This is a genomic window from Enterococcus rivorum (assembly GCF_001742285.1).
In the GTDB taxonomy this organism is placed as follows: Bacteria; Bacillota; Bacilli; order Lactobacillales; family Enterococcaceae; genus Enterococcus_L; species Enterococcus_L rivorum.
The window spans coordinates 48,461-66,314 of record NZ_MIEK01000004.1; the positions used below are offsets into that span (position 1 = coordinate 48,461).

Annotated in this window: 14 protein-coding genes; 10 read left to right on the plus strand and 4 right to left on the minus strand. The window is 37.7% G+C overall.

Features of this window, described 5'->3' with window-relative positions; genetic code table 11:
- The first annotated feature begins 501 nt into the window (after window positions 1-501).
- From BCR26_RS02335 to BCR26_RS02345, 3 genes are read left to right on the plus strand one after another with little or no spacing between them, the layout of a single operon-like run.
- Window positions 502-1,458, plus strand: coding sequence for a substrate-binding domain-containing protein (locus BCR26_RS02335; RefSeq protein ID WP_069697358.1), 957 nt, complete (start codon window positions 502-504; stop codon window positions 1,456-1,458).
- Window positions 1,459-1,473: 15 nt separating this feature from the next.
- Window positions 1,474-2,997: a sugar ABC transporter ATP-binding protein gene (locus BCR26_RS02340; protein ID WP_069697359.1), complete on the plus strand. Its 1,524-nt coding sequence runs from the start codon at window positions 1,474-1,476 to the stop codon at window positions 2,995-2,997.
- A 14-nt stretch (window positions 2,998-3,011) separates the two neighbouring features.
- Window positions 3,012-4,031, plus strand: a complete 1,020-nt coding sequence (locus tag BCR26_RS02345; protein WP_069697360.1) for an ABC transporter permease — start codon at window positions 3,012-3,014, stop codon at window positions 4,029-4,031.
- 96 nt (window positions 4,032-4,127) lie between these two features.
- Here the strand turns inward: BCR26_RS02345 and BCR26_RS02350 are convergent, their stop codons facing one another.
- Window positions 4,128-4,880 (minus strand): DeoR/GlpR family DNA-binding transcription regulator, encoded by a 753-nt coding sequence (locus BCR26_RS02350; RefSeq protein WP_069697361.1) that lies wholly within the window; start codon window positions 4,878-4,880, stop codon window positions 4,128-4,130.
- A gap of 240 nt (window positions 4,881-5,120) precedes the next feature.
- Between BCR26_RS02350 and BCR26_RS02355 the strand changes: the two genes are divergently transcribed.
- From BCR26_RS02355 to iolG (BCR26_RS02385), 7 genes are read left to right on the plus strand one after another with little or no spacing between them, the layout of a single operon-like run.
- Complete coding sequence (locus BCR26_RS02355) at window positions 5,121-6,581, plus strand: CoA-acylating methylmalonate-semialdehyde dehydrogenase (RefSeq protein ID WP_069697362.1); 1,461 nt, start codon at window positions 5,121-5,123, stop codon at window positions 6,579-6,581.
- Between the two features lie 42 nt (window positions 6,582-6,623).
- The gene (gene iolB / locus BCR26_RS02360) at window positions 6,624-7,439 is read left to right on the plus strand and encodes a 5-deoxy-glucuronate isomerase (RefSeq protein WP_069697363.1); all 816 of its coding nucleotides are present in this window, start codon (window positions 6,624-6,626) and stop codon (window positions 7,437-7,439) included.
- 12 nt (window positions 7,440-7,451) lie between these two features.
- On the plus strand, window positions 7,452-8,420 hold the full coding sequence (iolC, locus tag BCR26_RS02365) for a 5-dehydro-2-deoxygluconokinase (protein WP_069697364.1): 969 nt from the start codon (window positions 7,452-7,454) through the stop codon (window positions 8,418-8,420).
- 1 nt (window position 8,421) lies between these two features.
- A complete protein-coding gene (iolD, locus tag BCR26_RS02370) occupies window positions 8,422-10,335 on the plus strand; it encodes a 3D-(3,5/4)-trihydroxycyclohexane-1,2-dione acylhydrolase (decyclizing) (protein ID WP_069697365.1) in 1,914 nt (637 codons plus the stop codon).
- 47 nt (window positions 10,336-10,382) lie between these two features.
- A complete protein-coding gene (gene iolG / locus BCR26_RS02375; RefSeq protein WP_245341843.1) occupies window positions 10,383-11,405 on the plus strand; it encodes an inositol 2-dehydrogenase in 1,023 nt (340 codons plus the stop codon).
- A 17-nt stretch (window positions 11,406-11,422) separates the two neighbouring features.
- Window positions 11,423-12,310: a myo-inosose-2 dehydratase gene (gene iolE / locus BCR26_RS02380; protein ID WP_069697366.1), complete on the plus strand. Its 888-nt coding sequence runs from the start codon at window positions 11,423-11,425 to the stop codon at window positions 12,308-12,310.
- Window positions 12,311-12,330: 20 nt separating this feature from the next.
- Window positions 12,331-13,347: an inositol 2-dehydrogenase gene (gene iolG / locus BCR26_RS02385; protein WP_069697367.1), complete on the plus strand. Its 1,017-nt coding sequence runs from the start codon at window positions 12,331-12,333 to the stop codon at window positions 13,345-13,347.
- Between the two features lie 330 nt (window positions 13,348-13,677).
- Here the strand turns inward: iolG (BCR26_RS02385) and BCR26_RS02390 are convergent, their stop codons facing one another.
- Genes BCR26_RS02390 through BCR26_RS02400 form a run of 3 tightly spaced genes read right to left on the minus strand, consistent with a single transcriptional unit; the run spans window position 13,678 to window position 17,853 of the window.
- Window positions 13,678-14,514 (minus strand): hypothetical protein, encoded by an 837-nt coding sequence (locus tag BCR26_RS02390; protein WP_069697368.1) that lies wholly within the window; start codon window positions 14,512-14,514, stop codon window positions 13,678-13,680.
- Window positions 14,515-16,584: a cellulose biosynthesis cyclic di-GMP-binding regulatory protein BcsB gene (locus BCR26_RS02395; protein ID WP_069697369.1), complete on the minus strand. Its 2,070-nt coding sequence runs from the start codon at window positions 16,582-16,584 to the stop codon at window positions 14,515-14,517. It abuts the gene before it with no gap.
- Between the two features lie 18 nt (window positions 16,585-16,602).
- A complete protein-coding gene (locus tag BCR26_RS02400; protein WP_069697370.1) occupies window positions 16,603-17,853 on the minus strand; it encodes a glycosyltransferase family 2 protein in 1,251 nt (416 codons plus the stop codon).
- Window position 17,854: the final 1 nt, after the last annotated feature.

Sequence of the window (17,854 nt, forward strand, 5' to 3'; positions counted from 1 at the left end):
TAAAGTTTAAAATATTATTATAATAAAATAACCATTTCAAAAAGTGATATTTTTTAATTAACAGTCTGCCACCACTTCTAACCAAACGAAGTCATCTAACTACCTTAAGCTTTATGGAATAGAAAAAATCCAAACTAACCAAAAATCAATCATTTTTTAGAAACAGAATGAAAATGAGAAAAAACTAATTTTTTCTCATAAATAAAAATATACTAGCATTTTTTGGGCAACTTCTTGTCGTTACTTCTTTTTTTTAAAAAGCATGTGAATAAAGTTCAACGAAAAAAACTTCATTTTGTCCACTAATAGTGGAAAAAAAGAGCTAATTCAAGAATATTGTGATATAAATCTTTTCCACTTTTTTTATTTCATGAGCACAATGACTCTAATAATAAATGTAAGCGCTTAAAAATAAGATTGACTTAATGTGAAAAAGAAATTAGGATATAACCAAAAGATAACCAAGATATGTATGAAACTTTATACTAGGAGGAACGATTAATGAAAAGAAAAGTTAAATTGGCTCTAAGTTGTTTTCTAATAGTGCTGGTATTGAGCACCTTATCCGCTTGTGGTCAAGTTTTGGAACCAGATACCAAAAAAATTGGTTACGCCATTAACAACTTGAATGATACTTTCCAAACCTACATCTTAGATGCCGCCAAAAAAGAAGCCAAAGCACAAGGTTATGAATTCCGAGTAGAAAATGCAAAAGAAGATTTAATTGCGCAACAAGACCAAGTCAACGCATTGATTCAAAACAGAGTCGGAGCCCTCGTTGTTGTTCCTGTTGATACTAGCGCGATGGGGCCCATTGTCCAAGCCGCCCAAGATGCAAAAATCCCGTTAATTTTTGTTAACAGGAATCCTTACGCTGGTAAAGAAGATGAAATGCCAAAAAATGTTTATTATGTCGGCTCAGAAGAAATCACTGCTGGCATTATGCAGATGGATTTCATTGGAGAAGAGATGGGTGGCGAAGGTGGCATCGCAATAGCTATGGGTATCCTCGGAAATGAAGGAGCTATGAAACGAACCGAAGGAGTCACCAAAACAGTCAGTGAAAAATACCCTGATATAAAAATCCTCGCAAAAGAAACTGCCGAATGGCAAAGAGATAAAGCTTTAGGTATTGCTGAAAACTGGATCTCAACTTATGGGGATAAATTAAATGCGATTATTGCCAACAATGACGAGATGGCTTTAGGTGCTGTTCAAGCAGCGAAAAATACGAATAGAAAAGACTTGCTTATTGCCGGTGTAGACGCTATCCCAGATGCCATCGAAGCTGTAGAAAAAGGTGATTTAATCGCCACTGTTTTCCAAGACGGCGTCGGACAGGGTCAAAATGCCATTCAAATTATTGATGGTCTGAATAAAGGTCAATTACCTAAAGAAGCAGTAACCTACGTCCCTTTCCAATTAGTCACAAAAGAAAATGTGAAAGAATTTAAATAAAAGGAGGTTTTTCTTTTGAGCAATGACGTTTTGTTAGAAATTAGGCACTTAACGAAAGAATTCCCCGGTGTAAAAGCGCTTGATGATATTCACTTAACCGTAAAAAAAGGCGAAGTTCACTGTATTTTAGGGGAAAACGGTGCAGGAAAATCAACATTGATGAAATGTATTATCGGCATGTACAAGCCCACTACAGGAGAAATTTGGTTTGATGGACACTTGATTGAACATAACTCTGTAACCAAAGCTTTAGAATCCGGCATTTCTATGATTCACCAAGAGCTTAGTCCTGTCCGTGAAAAATCAGTCATGGAAAACATCTGGTTAGGACGAGAACCAAAAAACCGCTTTGGTTTGATCGATCATAAAAAAATGTACGACCTGACAAAATCTGTTTTAAACAGAATTGACACCGACATTGACCCGAAACTTTTAATTAAACATTTAACTGTCGCAAAAATGCAAATGATCGAACTGGCTAAGGCTATCTCCTATAACGCTAAACTGATTATTATGGATGAACCAACCTCTTCACTTGCTGACAAAGAAGTAGAGCAATTATACAAAATTATTCGACAACTAAAAAGCGAAGGTGTTAGCGTCATTTTTATCTCTCATAAACTAGATGAAATTAAAGAAATTTGCGATCGAATCACTATTTTCCGTGATGGACAATACGTAACTGACCGAGAAGTCGCCGAAACCAGTACGAAAGAAATGATTCATTTAATGGTTGGTCGAGACATCACTCAGCTTTTTCCGAAACAAGAAGTAGAAATTGGGCCAACAAGGCTAAGTGTACAAGGCTTATCGGATGGAAAGATGTTTAATAATGTCTCTTTTGATGTCCATGAAGGAGAAATTTTAGGCTTCGCTGGTCTCGTCGGTGCTGGTCGCTCGGAGGTAATGGAGACCTTGTTTGGCTACCGAAAACACACGGCTGGACAAGTTTTTATCCACGGGAAAGAAGTCAACATCTCATCTCCCTCTGATGCAATAGCTAACAAACTAGCCTTTTTAACAGAAGATCGCCGAAAAACTGGGATTTTCCCACTACTTTCTGTTAACTATAATATTTTATCTTCTAGCATGGATCAATATGAAAATAAATTTAAATTATTACGTCCACAAAGAATGAAGGAAGATGCCGAAGCTTATGTAGAAACATTAAAAATAAAAACAACCTCTGGCGAAACGGCCATTATGAACTTAAGCGGAGGCAATCAGCAAAAGGTTTTAATCGCAAAATGGCTTTTAACAAATCCTGATATTCTTATTCTAGACGAGCCAACCCGAGGAATTGACGTGGGTGCCAAAGCTGAAATCCATCGAAACATTTCCACAATGGCTTATACCGGAAAAAGTATCATTATGGTTTCTTCTGAGTTACCAGAAGTTTTAGGGATGAGTGATCGAATTGTTGTGATGCACGAAGGAAAAATCACTGGCATTCTTGAAAACAAAGGATTAACTCAAGAAGAGATATTAACCTACGCAAGTGGCGAAAAAGACGATTTTCCAATCGAAAAAGTAAATTAGGGAGAGAAAAGACTATGGGATCATCAGAAAAAGAAACAATCGTTAGTAAAAATGCTAATAACTCATCACTTAAGCAATTCTTATCTGAATATTTAATTGTGTTCGTTTTAGCTGCAATGGTAGCCATTTTAACTGGCCTTAATCCAAACTTTTTATCACTGAATAATATTTTGAATATGCTAACTCAAACAGCTATTTATGGCATCTTAGCATTAGGTATTTTTATTGTTTTGATTTCAAAAGGAATCGATTTATCCGTTGGTTCAACACTAGCTTTTGCAGGGATTTTAGCTGGAACGATTAGCCAAACTCAAAACGCTATCGACAAAATATTCCCTGGACTTGGGATGGCACCGCTTGCAGTTACCATTTTAATTACACTTGCCATTGGTGGGGTTGTCGGTATCATTAACGGTAGCCTAATTGCTTATACAGGAATTCCACCATTTATCGCAACCTTAGGAACACAAATCGCCGTTCGGGGAGCCGCTTTAATGGTTTCAAAAGGAAAACCCGTCAGTAATATCAATCCTCAAATGAACTGGTTTGGCTCAAGAATTTTTGGAGTAATCCCTGTTCCTGTACTTATCTACGTACTAATTATCTTCATTATCTGGGTTATCATGAATTATACTAGTTTCGGTAAAAGCATCTACGCAATTGGTGGAAATGTTGAGGCTGCAGAAATTTCAGGAATAAAAGTGAAACGAAACTTAGTTTATGTCTATATGATTTCTGGCATATTAGCTAGTGTTGCCGCACTAATCTATATTGGTCGAACAGGTGGCTCAATCCAACCTGCAGCTGGAACCATGTTTGAAACAACAGCCATTGCCGCAGCAACAATTGGCGGGACCAGTCATAGTGGAGGAGTGGGTAAAGTTTGGGGTGCTGTAGTAGGTGCTTTAATTTTAGGCACTTTAACTAATGGCTTCACCTTGCTGGGTGTTGATGCTTACGTAAAACAAATTGTTCAAGGAGCAATTATTGTTGGAGCCGTAGTGATTGATATGAGAAAAAATAAACAAGCGTAAATAAACTTCCTGAAGGAATCATTGAAATGATTCCTTCAGGAAGTTTTCCGCTTTTTCTCTTTATAACTAACGAACATCCTTTTAATATTTTCGTTTTTAAACTAGGTAAGTAATTACACTATGATCCATGAAATACTGTTGATATTCTTCTGAAATAGGCTTATTAGTGACAATCCCTTTTAATTGATTCAGCGAGGCGTAAGAATACAACGCTGATTTATCAAATTTACTATTATCAGCTAAAAGATAAATCGATTGCGCTCGTTTCACAATTTGTTTTTTAATCTCCCATTCTAACGGATCGGAATTAGAAAGCCCATCTCGAATAGAAAATCCGGTAGCAGCCATGAAGGCCTTATTGATATTAAACTTAGAAATCGTACTATCTTCTGCCATATTTATAAACGAACGTGTCGCTCGCTTGTAAGTATTCCCAATCAAAATAATTTGAACATTTGAAAACTCTGTCGCTAAATTAATCGCATCTAGGTTATTCGTCAATAGCGTAAATGGCATCTCGCGATCAACATCTAATAGTAAATTATTGGTTGTTGTACCAGAATCGATATAAATAATATCATTCGCTTCTACAAATTGACCAGCAAATTTAGCAATATGTAATTTTATATCTTGGTTATCGACCGTTCTTGTTTCAAATGTTTTCAGCGTTGAACTTTTAGCCACAACTCCACCATAGACTTTTTCTAGCACACCTTTTTCAGCTAGAAAATTGATGTCTCTGCGAATGGTATTTTTAGAGACATTGAATTTCTCACACAATTCATCTAAAGAAACGGTCTCATGCTGATAAACATACTCTTCTATTTGATGCAATCTGCTAATTTTCATAGATTTCATCACCTCCTACATCTCAATTATAATTATTTTAACACTTAACTAAAAGTTAATCAATAATCAACATATTTTATGTGATTTTTCACAAAAAGAACTGAATGCCATCTAAATAACCACAACATTTTTGAATTCCCTACAATTTAAAGGGCATATTTTGGATAACACATTGACATATTTATCAGATTAGCATAGAATATAACCAAAACATACCAACAATTTGACGGAGGTAGAAAAATGAGTACAATTAGAAAGCTAAAGAATTATGTCAATGGTCAATGGATTGAAAGTAAAACAGATTTTTATGAAGACGTTTACAACCCAGCAACTAAAGAAGTCCTAGCACAAGTACCTCTATCCACTAAAGCCGAAGTAGCAGAAGCAGCGGAAATAGCTGAAAAAGCATTTGCTACATGGAGTCGCGTAGCAGTTCCTCGGCGAGCAAGAGTTTTATTTAAATTTCAACAACTAGTGATAGAAAATAAAGAAGAGTTAGCAAAACTAATCACCTTAGAAAACGGAAAAGCACTTTCTGAAGCAAGAGGAGAAGTACAAAGAGGAATTGAAAATATTGAGTTTGCTGCTGGAGCGCCAACGTTAATGATGGGTGATTCACTAGCAACAATTGCTACGGATGTTGAAGCAGTCAATTATCGTTATCCTATTGGTGTTGTTGGTGGCATTACTCCGTTTAATTTTCCGATGATGGTTCCTTGTTGGATGTTTCCTATGGCAATTGCAGTTGGTAATACGTTTATTTTGAAACCTAGTGAAAGAACACCTTTACTGACAGAAAGATTAGTAGAACTCTTTTCCGAAGCGGGTTTGCCTAAGGGCGTACTAAATATTGTCTATGGCGCCCATGACGTAGTAAATGAAATTTTGGAAAACAAACAAATTAAAGCGATTTCATTTGTAGGATCTAAATCTGTCGGACAATATATTTATCGCAAAGGTAGTGAACATCTGAAACGAGTTCAGTCCTTAACTGGAGCTAAAAATCATACCATCGTTCTAAAAGATGCCGCTTTAAACGATTCTGCAGAAGCAATCCTAGCAGCAGCCTTCGGTTCAGCTGGCGAACGGTGTATGGCAGCGGCTGTAGTCGCTGTAGAAGAAGAAATTTACGACTCATTCCTAAAATTACTAACAGAAAAGGCGCAAGCAATCCGCATCGGAAACGGTCTTGACGATGGTGTCTTTTTAGGTCCAGTCATTCGAGAAGAAAATCTTAAAAAAACGATTGGCTATATCGAAAAGGGTGTTGCTGAAGGTGCACAACTACTTCTAGATGGTCGAAAAAACGCTCCATCAGAAGGTTACTTTATCGGGCCAACCATTTTTGAAAACGTAACAACCGATATGACCATTTGGCAAGAAGAAATTTTCGCTCCTGTTTTGTCTATCATGAAAATCAAGAATGTTCAAGAAGGTGTCGAAATTGCTAATCAGTCAGAATTTGCTAACGGTGCTTGTCTGTTTACAAATAACGCTTCCGCTATTCGCTACTTCCGCGAAAGCATCGATGCTGGTATGTTAGGAATCAATTTAGGCGTACCCGCTCCAATGGCCTTTTTCCCCTTCTCAGGATGGAAAGATTCTTTTTACGGTACATTACATGCAAATGGAAAAGACGGCGTCGACTTCTATACCCATAAAAAAGTAGTGACTGCCCGTTATCCGGAACAAGATATTTAAAACGACTGCCTTTTTAAAACGAACTTCTAGAAGGAGAAAAAAATGAACTTGCAAATAAAACCAATCAACTATTCCTTGAATCATCAAATAAATTTACTGCACTCTGTCACTAGAAAAAATAGTGGTCTAGAGTATATTGAAGTAAAAGTTTTAGAGTTAAAAGAAGCAACTGAAATGGAAGAAATCAATCCAGACTTAGAACTTTGTCTCGTAGCCTTAACTGGAAAAATAACCGTATTAACACCAGGGAATACTTTTGAACATTTAGGTACTCGACAAACTGTTTTTGATAAAATCCCTACCGACAGCGTTTATGTTGGTATCGGTGAAAAAATAAAAATCATTGCTGAAAGCGACTGCCGACTATTGTTTGCTTATGCACCAACAAAGAAAAAATTACCAACCACGCGAATTAAGCATGCCTCTAGCAGCATTGAACAAAGAGGGAAATACCAAAACCAACGTCTTGTTCAAAATATTTTAACAGATCAAGACACAATTAGTGACAAGCTGTTGGTTGTAGAAGTTTATACTAACGGAGGAAATTTTTCGAGCTACCCTCCACATAAGCACGATCAAAATGCTTTACCTAACGAATCCCTATTGGAAGAGACCTACTATCATGAAATTGATCCTCAACAGGGCTTTGTTTTCCAAAGAGTTTATACGGATGATCGCTTAATCGATCAAGCAATGGCTGTTGAAAATAAGGACATCGTGCTTGTTCCTAAAGGTTATCATCCGGTCGGAGTGCCTGATGGCTATACCTCTTACTATTTAAACGTGATGGCTGGACCAGAAAAAAAATGGGTTTTCCACGACGATCCCGCACATAGTTGGATACTTGAAAGAAAATAAGGAGAGAAAAAAATGACAAAAAAATTTGATTTAATCGCTATCGGTCGTGCTTGCATTGACCTAAACGCTGTTGAATATAATCGCCCTATGGAAGAAACGATGACCTTCAAAAAATACGTAGGAGGATCGCCTGCAAACATCGCAATCGGTGCCGCGAAACTAGGCCTTAGCGTTGGTTTTATCGGAAAATTAGCTAACGATCAACACGGTAATTTCATCCGACAATATATGAATGAATCAGGTGTAGACACTTCCAACATGATAACAGACGATGCAGAGCATAAAACTGGTTTAGCTTTTACAGAAATCAAAAGCCCACAAGAATCTAGCATTTTAATGTACCGTGACGAAGTGGCTGATTTATATTTAGCTCCTGAAGAAATTTCAGAAGCTTATATTAAAGAAACCAAAATGTTACTAATTTCCGGAACAGCTTTAGCTCAAAGCCCATCAAGAGAAGCTGCTTTAAAAGCGATTGAATTAGCCAGAAAAAACCATGTGAAAGTCGTGTTTGAATTAGATTACCGTCCCTATACATGGAAATCTAAAGAAGAAACAGCTGTTTACTTGACCTTAGCGGCTCAAAAATCAGATCTCGTGATTGGTACTAGAGACGAATTTAACAGTTTAGAAAATAGCCTGTCCGGTGACAATGATGCTACCGTCAACAGCCTTTTCCAACACTCACCAGAATTAATTATTATTAAACACGGTGTAGACGGTTCTTACGCTTACACAAAAAATGGGGATGTTTATCGAGGGTATGCCTACAAAGCAAAAGTCTTAAAAACCTTTGGAGCTGGTGATTCCTATGCTGCTGCACTCCTCTATGCTCTCAGCAAAGATAAAGGGATTGAGACTGCCCTTAAATTTGGAAGTGCTTCTTCAGCAATCGTTGTCAGTAAACACAGTTCCTCTGAAGCGATGCCAACAGTCACAGAAATAGAGGCGTTAATCGAAGAACAAGACGGAGGAAAGTAAGATGACAGAGACAATCCGATTGACTACAGCGCAAGCCTTGATTAAATTTTTAAATCAACAGTACATTGAAATTGATGGCAAAAAAAGCCTGTTTGTTGAAGGAATTTTCCATATTTTTGGTCATGGAAATGTTTTAGGCTTAGGACAAGCGTTACAAGAAGATGCTGGACACTTAAACCTCATTCAAGGAAAAAATGAACAGGGAATGGCTCAAGCTGCGATTGCTTTTTCAAAAGAAAAGCTCAGAAGGAAAATCTACGCTGTTACTACTTCTGTAGGACCTGGTGCAGCCAACCTAGTGACTGCTGCTGGAACTGCTCTTGCAAACAACATTCCTGTCCTGTTATTACCAGGAGATACGTTTGCCAGCCGCCAACCTGATCCTGTTTTACAACAAGTAGAACAAAATCAAAGTGCAGCAATTACCACAAATGATGCATTGAAGCCTCTGTCTCGCTATTGGGATCGCATTACTCGCCCAGAACAATTGATGAGTGCCTTAATTCGTGGGTTTGAAGTATTAACTGACCCAAGCCAAGGTGGCCCTGTAACTATCGCCCTTTCTCAAGATGTTGAAGGCGAATCCTATGACTATCCCATCGAGTTTTTTCAGGAAAGAGTTCACTATCTTGATCGACAAAAACCAACAGAACGCGAATTGAAAGGTGCCTTAGAACGGATCAAGCAAAGTAAGAAACCACTAATTATTGTTGGTGGAGGCGCGAAATATTCTGGGGCGGGAGAGATTTTAAAGCAACTTGCAGAAAAGCACTCGATTCCTTTGGTAGAAACACAAGCTGGAAAATCTACGGTGCCAAATACCTTTATTCATAATCTTGGCGGGGTAGGTGTAACAGGGACTTTGGCGGCGAATAAAGCGGCTCAACAGGCAGACCTAATTATCGGCGTGGGAACGCGTTATACAGATTTTACTGCTTCCTCAAAGTCAGCCTTCAATTTTGAACAAGCCAGCTTTTTAAATATCAATGTCTCTAGAATGCAAACGTATAAATTCGATGGCTTCCAAATCGTCGCTGATGCCAAAGAAGCACTGACTGCTATCGCAGAAAAGCTCGGTGACTACCGAAGTCAATTCCAAAAAGAGTACCAAGAATTCCGAAACGAATGGTATGAGGAAAGAAATCGCTTAGGCTCCATTACTTTTACCCGTGATACCTTCACCCCAGAAGTTTCAGAACATTTTACACAAGAAAAGCTCAATCACTATGCTGATAGTTTAGAGACGGAATTGCCACAAACAACCGCCTTAATTAAATTTAATGATTGGGTAGATGAAAATAGCATCGTCGTTGGTGCATCCGGCTCTTTACCAGGAGATATGCAACGGATTTGGGAAGCTAAAGCCCCTAATTCTTACAACATGGAATATGGCTACTCTACCATGGGCTATGAAATTGCCGGGGCATTCGGGGCAAAAATAGCCCATCCTGAAAAAGAAGTCTACGCAATGGTGGGCGATGGTAGCTTTCACATGCTTCATTCTGAATTTGTCACCAGCATCCAATACGGAAAAAAAATTAATTTGATGCTTTTTGACAACTCTGGATTTGGTTGTATCAATAACTTGCAAATGAACAATGGCAGTCCGACATTCGGAACAGAATTTCAATGTTATGACGGTCAATTACTAACAGTCGATTTTGCAAAAATAGCGGAAGGATATGGCGGCAAAGGCTACACTGTTAGTTCTGTTCCACAATTATTAACTGCTTTAGATGAAGCGAAAAAACAAACCACTTCCACTCTCATTCATATTAAAGTTTTACCAAAAACCATGACTGAAGGCTATGAAAGCTGGTGGAACACCGGAATTGCGGAAATTACCAAGGAAGGATACACGCAACCTTCTCTAAAAATCAAAAAAGACATGCTAAAAAAAGCCAAACTGTACTAGGGTAGGTTTGAAAATACACCCTAGTCTAACCACAAGGAGTGATACTTTTGCCAACAGAAATTAAATTAGGGATTGTCGGCTTAGGCCGTCTGGGAAAAATCCATGCTGACAATCTAGTGAGAAATGTGCCTGGCTGTCGTCTAATTGCAGCTTGTAGTGTTGTGCCAGAAGAGCTGACTTTCGCTAAAAATAGCTTACAGGTCACCGAACTTTATTCTTCTTATGATGAAATGTTGGCATCTTCTTCCATCGATGGTGTCGTTATCGTCTCTCCCTCTGGTTTTCACGTAGAGCAAATCACTAAGGCTATTAGAAAAAAGCTTCATGTTTTTTGTGAAAAACCAATCGGGCTGGATATTCCTGAAATCGAAAAGGTAGTAGACCTGATTCAAGAACATCCTAAACAAATTTTTATGCTAGGATTCATGAGACGTTACGATGATTCTTATCGTTACGCAAAAAAACTAGTCGATCAAGGAAACATCGGAGAACTTTCTGTCATTCGTTGTTATGGAATCGACCCTAGTTCTGGAATGGAGAGCTTCGTGAAATTTGCGAAAGCAAGCAACAGCGGTGGTCTTTTTGCTGACATGTCTATTCATGACATCGATTTAGTTCGATGGTTTTCAAAAACAGAAGTCAAAAAGGTTTGGGCTTTGGGAAAAAATGCGGCTTACCCTGAACTAGATGAAGTTGGAGAATTAGAAACTGGTGCGGCTATGCTAGAGTTACAAGACAAAACCATTGCTTTAGTGGTTGCTGGACGGAACGCTGCTCATGGGTATCACGTTGAAACTGAACTAATTGGTACCAAAGGAATGGTGCGAATTGCTAATGTTCCTGAAAAAAACTTAGTGACTATTTACGATGAACATGGTGCGATCCGCCCTACGTCTCAAGATTTTCCTGAACGTTTCAAACAAGCTTTTATCAGCGAAATGAACGAATTTGTTGCTTGCATTAGAGAAAAACGTCAACCGGAAGTCACTCCTTTAGATGGCTTAGAAGCAACGAAAGTCGCAGCCGCCTGTAAAAACTCTTGGCAAACCAATCAACTAATCGACCTGTGATAGAAAGGACAAAAACAATGGAAAATATTCAATTAGGAATCGCTCCAATCGCTTGGACCAATGATGACATGCCTGAATTAGGCGCAGAAAACACCTTCGAACAAACCATTAGCGAAATGGCTTTAGCTGGATTTAAAGGAACCGAAATTGGGAACAAATATCCTAAAGAGCCTAGTGTCTTAAAAAAATATTTAGACCTTCGCGGATTGCAAGTAGCTAGTGCTTGGTTTAGTGCCTTTTTAACGACCAAACCATATGAAGAGACCGAACAAGCATTCATTAAGCATCGAGATTTCCTCCATGCGATGGGGGCAAAAGTGATTGTTGTTTCTGAACAAGGAAGAAGTATTCAAGGCCAAATGGAGACCCCTGTTTTTGATCAAAAACCAATTTTTACTGACGAAGAATGGCACCACTTAACAACTGGACTAGAAAAACTAGGAACTGTCGCTGCCGAAAAAGGGATGACCCTTGTCTACCATCATCACATGGGGACTGGCGTGCAAACAACTACTGAAATTGAGCGCCTGATGGATAACACTGATCCAAGCAAAGTCTCTTTACTTTACGATACAGGGCATTTAGTTTTCTCTGGTGAAGAACCTCTGACACTTTACAATCAGTATAAAGAACGAATCAAGCATATTCATTTCAAAGACATCAGAGAAAATGTTGCACAAGAAGTAACCCGTCAGCATGATAGTTTTTTAACAGGCGTAAAAAAAGGAGTGTTTACTGTTCCTGGTGACGGAATGATTGATTTCCGTCCGATTATGTCAGCTATTTTAGAAAGCGATTACCGTGGTTGGATTGTGGTTGAAGCTGAGCAAGATCCTGCCAAGGCTAATCCATTAGAGTATGCTATCAAAGCTAGAAAATATATTAAGGAGATAAGTGGTATTTAAAAACCACTTCACAAAAAAAGATGACTAAAAAATTACAAGTTGGCATCATTGGTGCTGGACGAATCGGTAAACTTCATACAGAAAACATTCTGCGTTTCCCTGATGTAGAAATTAAAACCATCGCAGATCCCTTCATTGAATCGGCCAGAGAATGGGGACAAAGTTTAGGTATTCAACACTTAGAATCCGATCCAATGACGATTATCAACGATCCCGAAATCGATGCTGTGTTCATTTGTTCTCCAACGGACACACACATCAACGTAATTGAAGCTGCCGCAAAAGCTGGCAAACATATTTTTTGCGAAAAACCCATTAGCTTTTCTGACGAAGCAACGATGAATGCTTATCAAATAGTGAAAGAAAACAACGTAAAAGTTCAAATTGGTTTCAATCGGCGCTTTGACAAAAATTATGCCCGTGTCAAAGAGTATGTAGCAAGCAAAGTAATCGGCGATTTGCACATTTTGAAAATCACTTCTCGCGATCCTGAACCACCGTCCTTAGACTATGTGAAACGTTCCGGTGGAATCTTTATGGACATGACCATTCACGATTTTGACATGGCTCGCTTTGTTGCTGGCTCTGAAGTAACTGAGGTCTTTGTTTTAGGCAATGCCTTAGTAAATCCAGAAATTGCAAAAGCAGATGACATTGATACCGCGATTATTTCATTAAAATTTGAAAATGGTGCTTTAGGTGTGATTGATAATAGTCGTGAAGCAGTCTATGGGTATGACCAACGAATTGAAGCTTTTGGCTCTAAAGGTGCTGCTGAAAGTAAAAATGAGATTGATACCCAAGTGAAGCTCTCTACCTCAAAAGCTATCTTAGAAGACCAGCCGTTACATTTTTTCCTAGAGCGTTATAATGAAGCCTACATTAAAGAAGTGGCCGACTTCTTCCAATCCATCATCGAAAATACACCGATTACTTGTACTTTTGAAGATGGGATTATGGCTCAACGAATTGCTCAAGCAGCAAAGGAATCTTGGCAAACAGGAAAACCCGTTTCTGTGAAGAGAATTGATGCTTAGAATAAACTGTCTAAAAAGATCAGGTGCAACCTACAGTAGAGACACTGTAGGGCAACAAAAGTTACATTTATTTTTACGGGAAATTAGTATTTGTAAAGATGAATCAACATAGTATCTTGACAATAAAAAGAGAGCTATGCATCAACATACCTCTCTCGCACAAAATCGTTTGTAAATTAGATAGAAAGGACTGCTAATTTTTGCAAGTTAGCGATCCTTTCTTTGGTCATTCTTAAAAAAAATCAGCTACTAACTGAAGCCACGGTTAGAATCATCCTTTTATAGATTTCAGCTCGGCTATTCGTTTTTAGATGTGATTGAGTTATAGAACTAAACATCATATTCAAGCTCTTTAATCATCTCGTTCATGAAACCAAACGAATCGTCCATTGTATCCTTATCAAAAGCAACAGAACTAACACGAATCGACATCGCGATGTCTTCTACTGATTTAGGAGCTTCTTCTTCAAAAGCGGCTTTTATCTTCTGTATAATTTGATTTACCTCTTCTTCATTTTGATAAATTAAAATCCCAAACGTAAGATTTTCTTCATCTAAAATATAGACAAGTCCTTTGCCTGAACGAGCTTTATCAATGCTTTTAATAACCAATTGTTCTACATCTTTGATTTGCTTATTTGTTAGTAAGTGTTCCAATTCATACCAAAAATTCAAGCGAATCCCAATCAACCTATAGGGAATCGCATAGCGTTCTGCTACCGATGAAAAAACCGCATGATCGTCTTTAAACGCAACCAGTGTTCTTAAATGATTCTCTGCATTAACCCTAGCTATATCCATATTCTTATTTAGCGTTTCATTTTCGTCTTTCAGCACTCTCATGGAATAGGTTAAAAAAGCAACTGCAATTGAAAATAAAGGGGTCATTACTAGCCAAAAATAAAAGGGATACTGAAACGCTTTTTCACCTGAAACAACTAGATAAATAGTGTAGCCTCCCTGGATAAAAAGGTAAATCAAATTTAGAATCATTCCCATTGTAATATCGGTAAAATAGGTAACAATTGCCAAAATTAAAGCCACCGAAGCTAACGTAACATTCATCATTAATTGCTGACCAGTAAAACCGACAAAAACAATCGTAATAAATTGAAGTAAGAGAAAGAACAGTAACGACAAATCAGTCTGAACTTTTTGCTTATTCATTTATCTCCCCTCCTTTTTTCTTCGTTTATTGATAGAAAAAACTAAAAGAACAATCAATGCAGCAATGACAAATAGGAAAAGACCTATATAGGAGATCAGAGAAGTGTTTTTCTTCACCGTCTCGGTTAGATTTTGCGTTATCCCCTGATTGGCTTGTTTTTTAAAACGGAAACTACTTATTTGATTATTTTTATCTACTATAAAAGCGTCACCTGTTTGGGAAGCTAAACCTTTCGAGGTAGAAAGTTCTTTAGAAGCAAGATAGATATTTTCTGAATGCGCTCCTGTTAAAACCAAGACCCCTTTCCCTTTCTCATAAGGAGAAGCAATTAGCTGCCCGCTACCAAGTCGTTGCCCATAGCCAGATTCAACCGCTATTTTTTCATTAGAGACAAAACCAGTTCCTTTGTCATTGTATTTAAAATATAAGTGTTTATTCAATTCTTGTACTACAGAATTGTCTTGGTACCCTCCGATAACAATCAAATTACTTGCTTGCAGCACTGCTGAGTCAACTTTTTCATTATCTGTGATATAAGTAATTTCTCCTGTGTTATCTTGTGTATAGGTTCCTAAAAGGTTAAAAACATTACTAAGAGAACGATAATAATCATCATTCATTTCTTTAGGTAAAACAACGCCCACTTGGTTGTAGGTACCATCTTTTAAAAACGGAAAAGGATAATTCTCGAAAAGCAACTCTGTTCGGTCATTGGTTAACAACGCCATTGCAGATTTCCCTGTAATATACGCCCAAGGTGCTTGACTTTTCTCAGCCCCCTCCACATCATTCCGCATTTCTAAGTCGAAACTGACGGTCACTGTAAAATCTCCTGAAACATTTAAGTCTTTTGGCATCTTAAAATCTAGCTCATCTCCCGCTGCATGGGCTGAAGATAATTTTTTGCTTCCTATAGGAATTCCATTGACGAAGACAGTCACTAGTGAATGATCAAAGTTCAAGTTCTCAGAATAGCGATATTCAAAATAAATCTGACTATTTTGTGCAATCGAACGATTAGAGGGCAGTTGAACAAAATAATCTCGTTGTTGGCGTCCTTCTCCTTGTAACTGATCTCCTGTTTTTGTAAATTGAATGGCTTGTTCTGAACGAATAGGTAACGTATCTACCTCTGTATTCTCTGAAACTACTTTTTCTGACTCATCAACTTGACTCATTAACTCTGAGTTAGCTACAAATTTCCCAGCCGCTTCTAAGGCTTGCTCATTCTCAGATGTGACGATAAGGACTTGCTGCTGGTTGTTTGTTATTACTTTCAAAAGCCCATCATTCATTACTTTTTTACGATCAATTAGTTTCTGATAATCTGCGGATAGATGGTCATACTCAGCCACAACAATTACATACGGTTTTTGACGATACTCTTCATTCGACCATTGATTAATAGGAATAATTTCTGAATTCTTTTGCCCTATTTTTTTATACCCTGATAGTATAGTCGTCGCAGCTTGCAACTCTTTTCCATTCGCTTTGTCAGGTACTAATATAGCAACATTTTTGTCAGTAATGTTATCTTCTCCTGAGAAACGGTCGTGAAAAGCACGAATTGCTGGCTCATTTTCTTTATTCTCATAAATAACCCCAACATTGGAACTTTGATAGGCAAATAGCCAATCTGCCGGTGTTTTGGTACTTTTTTCGTTTGTTAAAACATAGGACTCCACTTTTAACGTATTCTTCCCAACTTTGAGAAATTCTTTAGGAATCTCTATCTGAATATGCTGCTTGCCTTCTTTTTGTTTCATTACCGTTGAATAAAAGTTATTCCCATTAACCGAAAAAGTAAGATTAGACTGATCTGTTACACTTAATTGAGTTAAACGATAATCGAAATTGACTAACGCTTGATCTATTTCCCAGTAATCATTTATTTCAAAGGTTGTTTCCATCATTGGTCGATCTTCCGATAAAATTATATCTGTCTCTTGCAGATTAGTAATCGCTGTTTCTTGTTCAGGCGCCACTTCTTCTGCTTGTACTCGAACCATCGGAAACAGGCACACTATTAGTACGAATAGTGATAAAGCCCTAGCTATCTTTGCTTTCATTTTCTTTCCTCAACCTTTCTAAAATCGTTCTGTTTTATACCATTTCACTTCTTTTTTCAATACACTTTCTTGGATATACATAAATAGTCCATAAGCTGCGACAGCTATCCACATTTGAGAATAGGTAATGTACATAAGCATGATGATGCCAATATTTCCTAAGGTCATTTCTCCTTTTTCGGTCGTAACAGAGATGTATGTTCCTAAAATAAACAAAAGAACCGCCAGCAGCCAAAGGAGCGGACTAAAGCCAGCCAAAGTTGTACTAACATACCCTAAAAGATTCATCACAAGTAATAGATCCGATAAAATTAAAGAAGAAAGTAACAAGAAGTAAATGGAGAAAAAATACAATAAATCAAAGCGAATCACCTGAGCTTCTTTTTTGAATAACAACTGAAGATTTTTTAAAATCACATAGATATTTCCTTTTACCCAGCGTGTTCGTTGCTTAAACCAGACAGCTAATGTTTGCGGTTCTTGCTCCCAAGTCACTGCCTTAGGTTGAAATTTAATTCGATACCCCATCATATAGATTCTAAAACTAATTTCTGTATCTTCCGCTAACGCTTTTTCATCCCAACCACCAATTGCTTCAATGACTGATCGCTTTAAAATAAAGTTCGTACCAGGAATCGTGACTAATTTAAATAGTTGCCATCTCCCTGCTTGAGCCATCCATTGAAAAGAAAGGGTTTCAATGTTAATAAATCGCGTCAATAAATTCGCGTCACGATTACGAGTTCTAAACTTCCCGACTACTGCACCCAAATTTTCATCTTGCGTCATTTCTGCTACTAGATAACGTAATGCGGTTTTTTCAGGTGTATTATCGGCATCATAAATTGCAATGAGCTCTCCTTTTGCTTGCTTAAAGCCCAAATTCAGTGCGTTCGACTTTCCTTTCCCCCCAGTAACCGCATCTGTATTAATCACATGTAGTTGGCGCTCTGGATGTTTTTTTTGAATCGTGGCTAATAAATCTGCGCTATTATCCGAGGAATTATCATTAATAACTATGATTTCATACTGTTCCGGTGGGTAATCAAATCTCAAAAGTGCTTCAACTGTTTTTACAATCACTTTTCCTTCATTATGCGCAGGTACCATAATCGAGACAAAAGGATAGTGTCCCTTTACTTCTGGCGGTGCTTCTGTTTCAACTTTTAGATAGTAAATATAACCTGCGATAATTAGGACTATATTGACTAATAATAAGCCCCATATACAAATAATCGCTATTAATAAGATGTAATCTGAAAAAGTCATT

What these genes read in the sequence shown, in the direction of transcription:
- BCR26_RS02335 (WP_069697358.1), top strand. Translation starts at nt 502, where the DNA reads ATGAAAAGAAAAGTTAAATTGGCTCTAAGTTGTTTTCTAATAGTGCTG.
- BCR26_RS02345 (WP_069697360.1), top strand. Translation starts at nt 3,012, where the DNA reads ATGGGATCATCAGAAAAAGAAACAATCGTTAGTAAAAATGCTAATAAC.
- BCR26_RS02350 (WP_069697361.1), bottom strand. Translation starts at nt 4,880, where the DNA reads ATGAAAATTAGCAGATTGCATCAAATAGAAGAGTATGTTTATCAGCAT.
- BCR26_RS02355 (WP_069697362.1), top strand. Translation starts at nt 5,121, where the DNA reads ATGAGTACAATTAGAAAGCTAAAGAATTATGTCAATGGTCAATGGATT.
- iolB (WP_069697363.1), top strand. Translation starts at nt 6,624, where the DNA reads ATGAACTTGCAAATAAAACCAATCAACTATTCCTTGAATCATCAAATA.
- iolC (WP_069697364.1), top strand. Translation starts at nt 7,452, where the DNA reads ATGACAAAAAAATTTGATTTAATCGCTATCGGTCGTGCTTGCATTGAC.
- iolD (WP_069697365.1), top strand. Translation starts at nt 8,422, where the DNA reads ATGACAGAGACAATCCGATTGACTACAGCGCAAGCCTTGATTAAATTT.
- iolE (WP_069697366.1), top strand. Translation starts at nt 11,423, where the DNA reads ATGGAAAATATTCAATTAGGAATCGCTCCAATCGCTTGGACCAATGAT.
- iolG (WP_069697367.1), top strand. Translation starts at nt 12,331, where the DNA reads ATGACTAAAAAATTACAAGTTGGCATCATTGGTGCTGGACGAATCGGT.
- BCR26_RS02390 (WP_069697368.1), bottom strand. Translation starts at nt 14,514, where the DNA reads ATGAATAAGCAAAAAGTTCAGACTGATTTGTCGTTACTGTTCTTTCTC.
- BCR26_RS02395 (WP_069697369.1), bottom strand. Translation starts at nt 16,584, where the DNA reads ATGAAAGCAAAGATAGCTAGGGCTTTATCACTATTCGTACTAATAGTG.
- BCR26_RS02400 (WP_069697370.1), bottom strand. Translation starts at nt 17,853, where the DNA reads ATGACTTTTTCAGATTACATCTTATTAATAGCGATTATTTGTATATGG.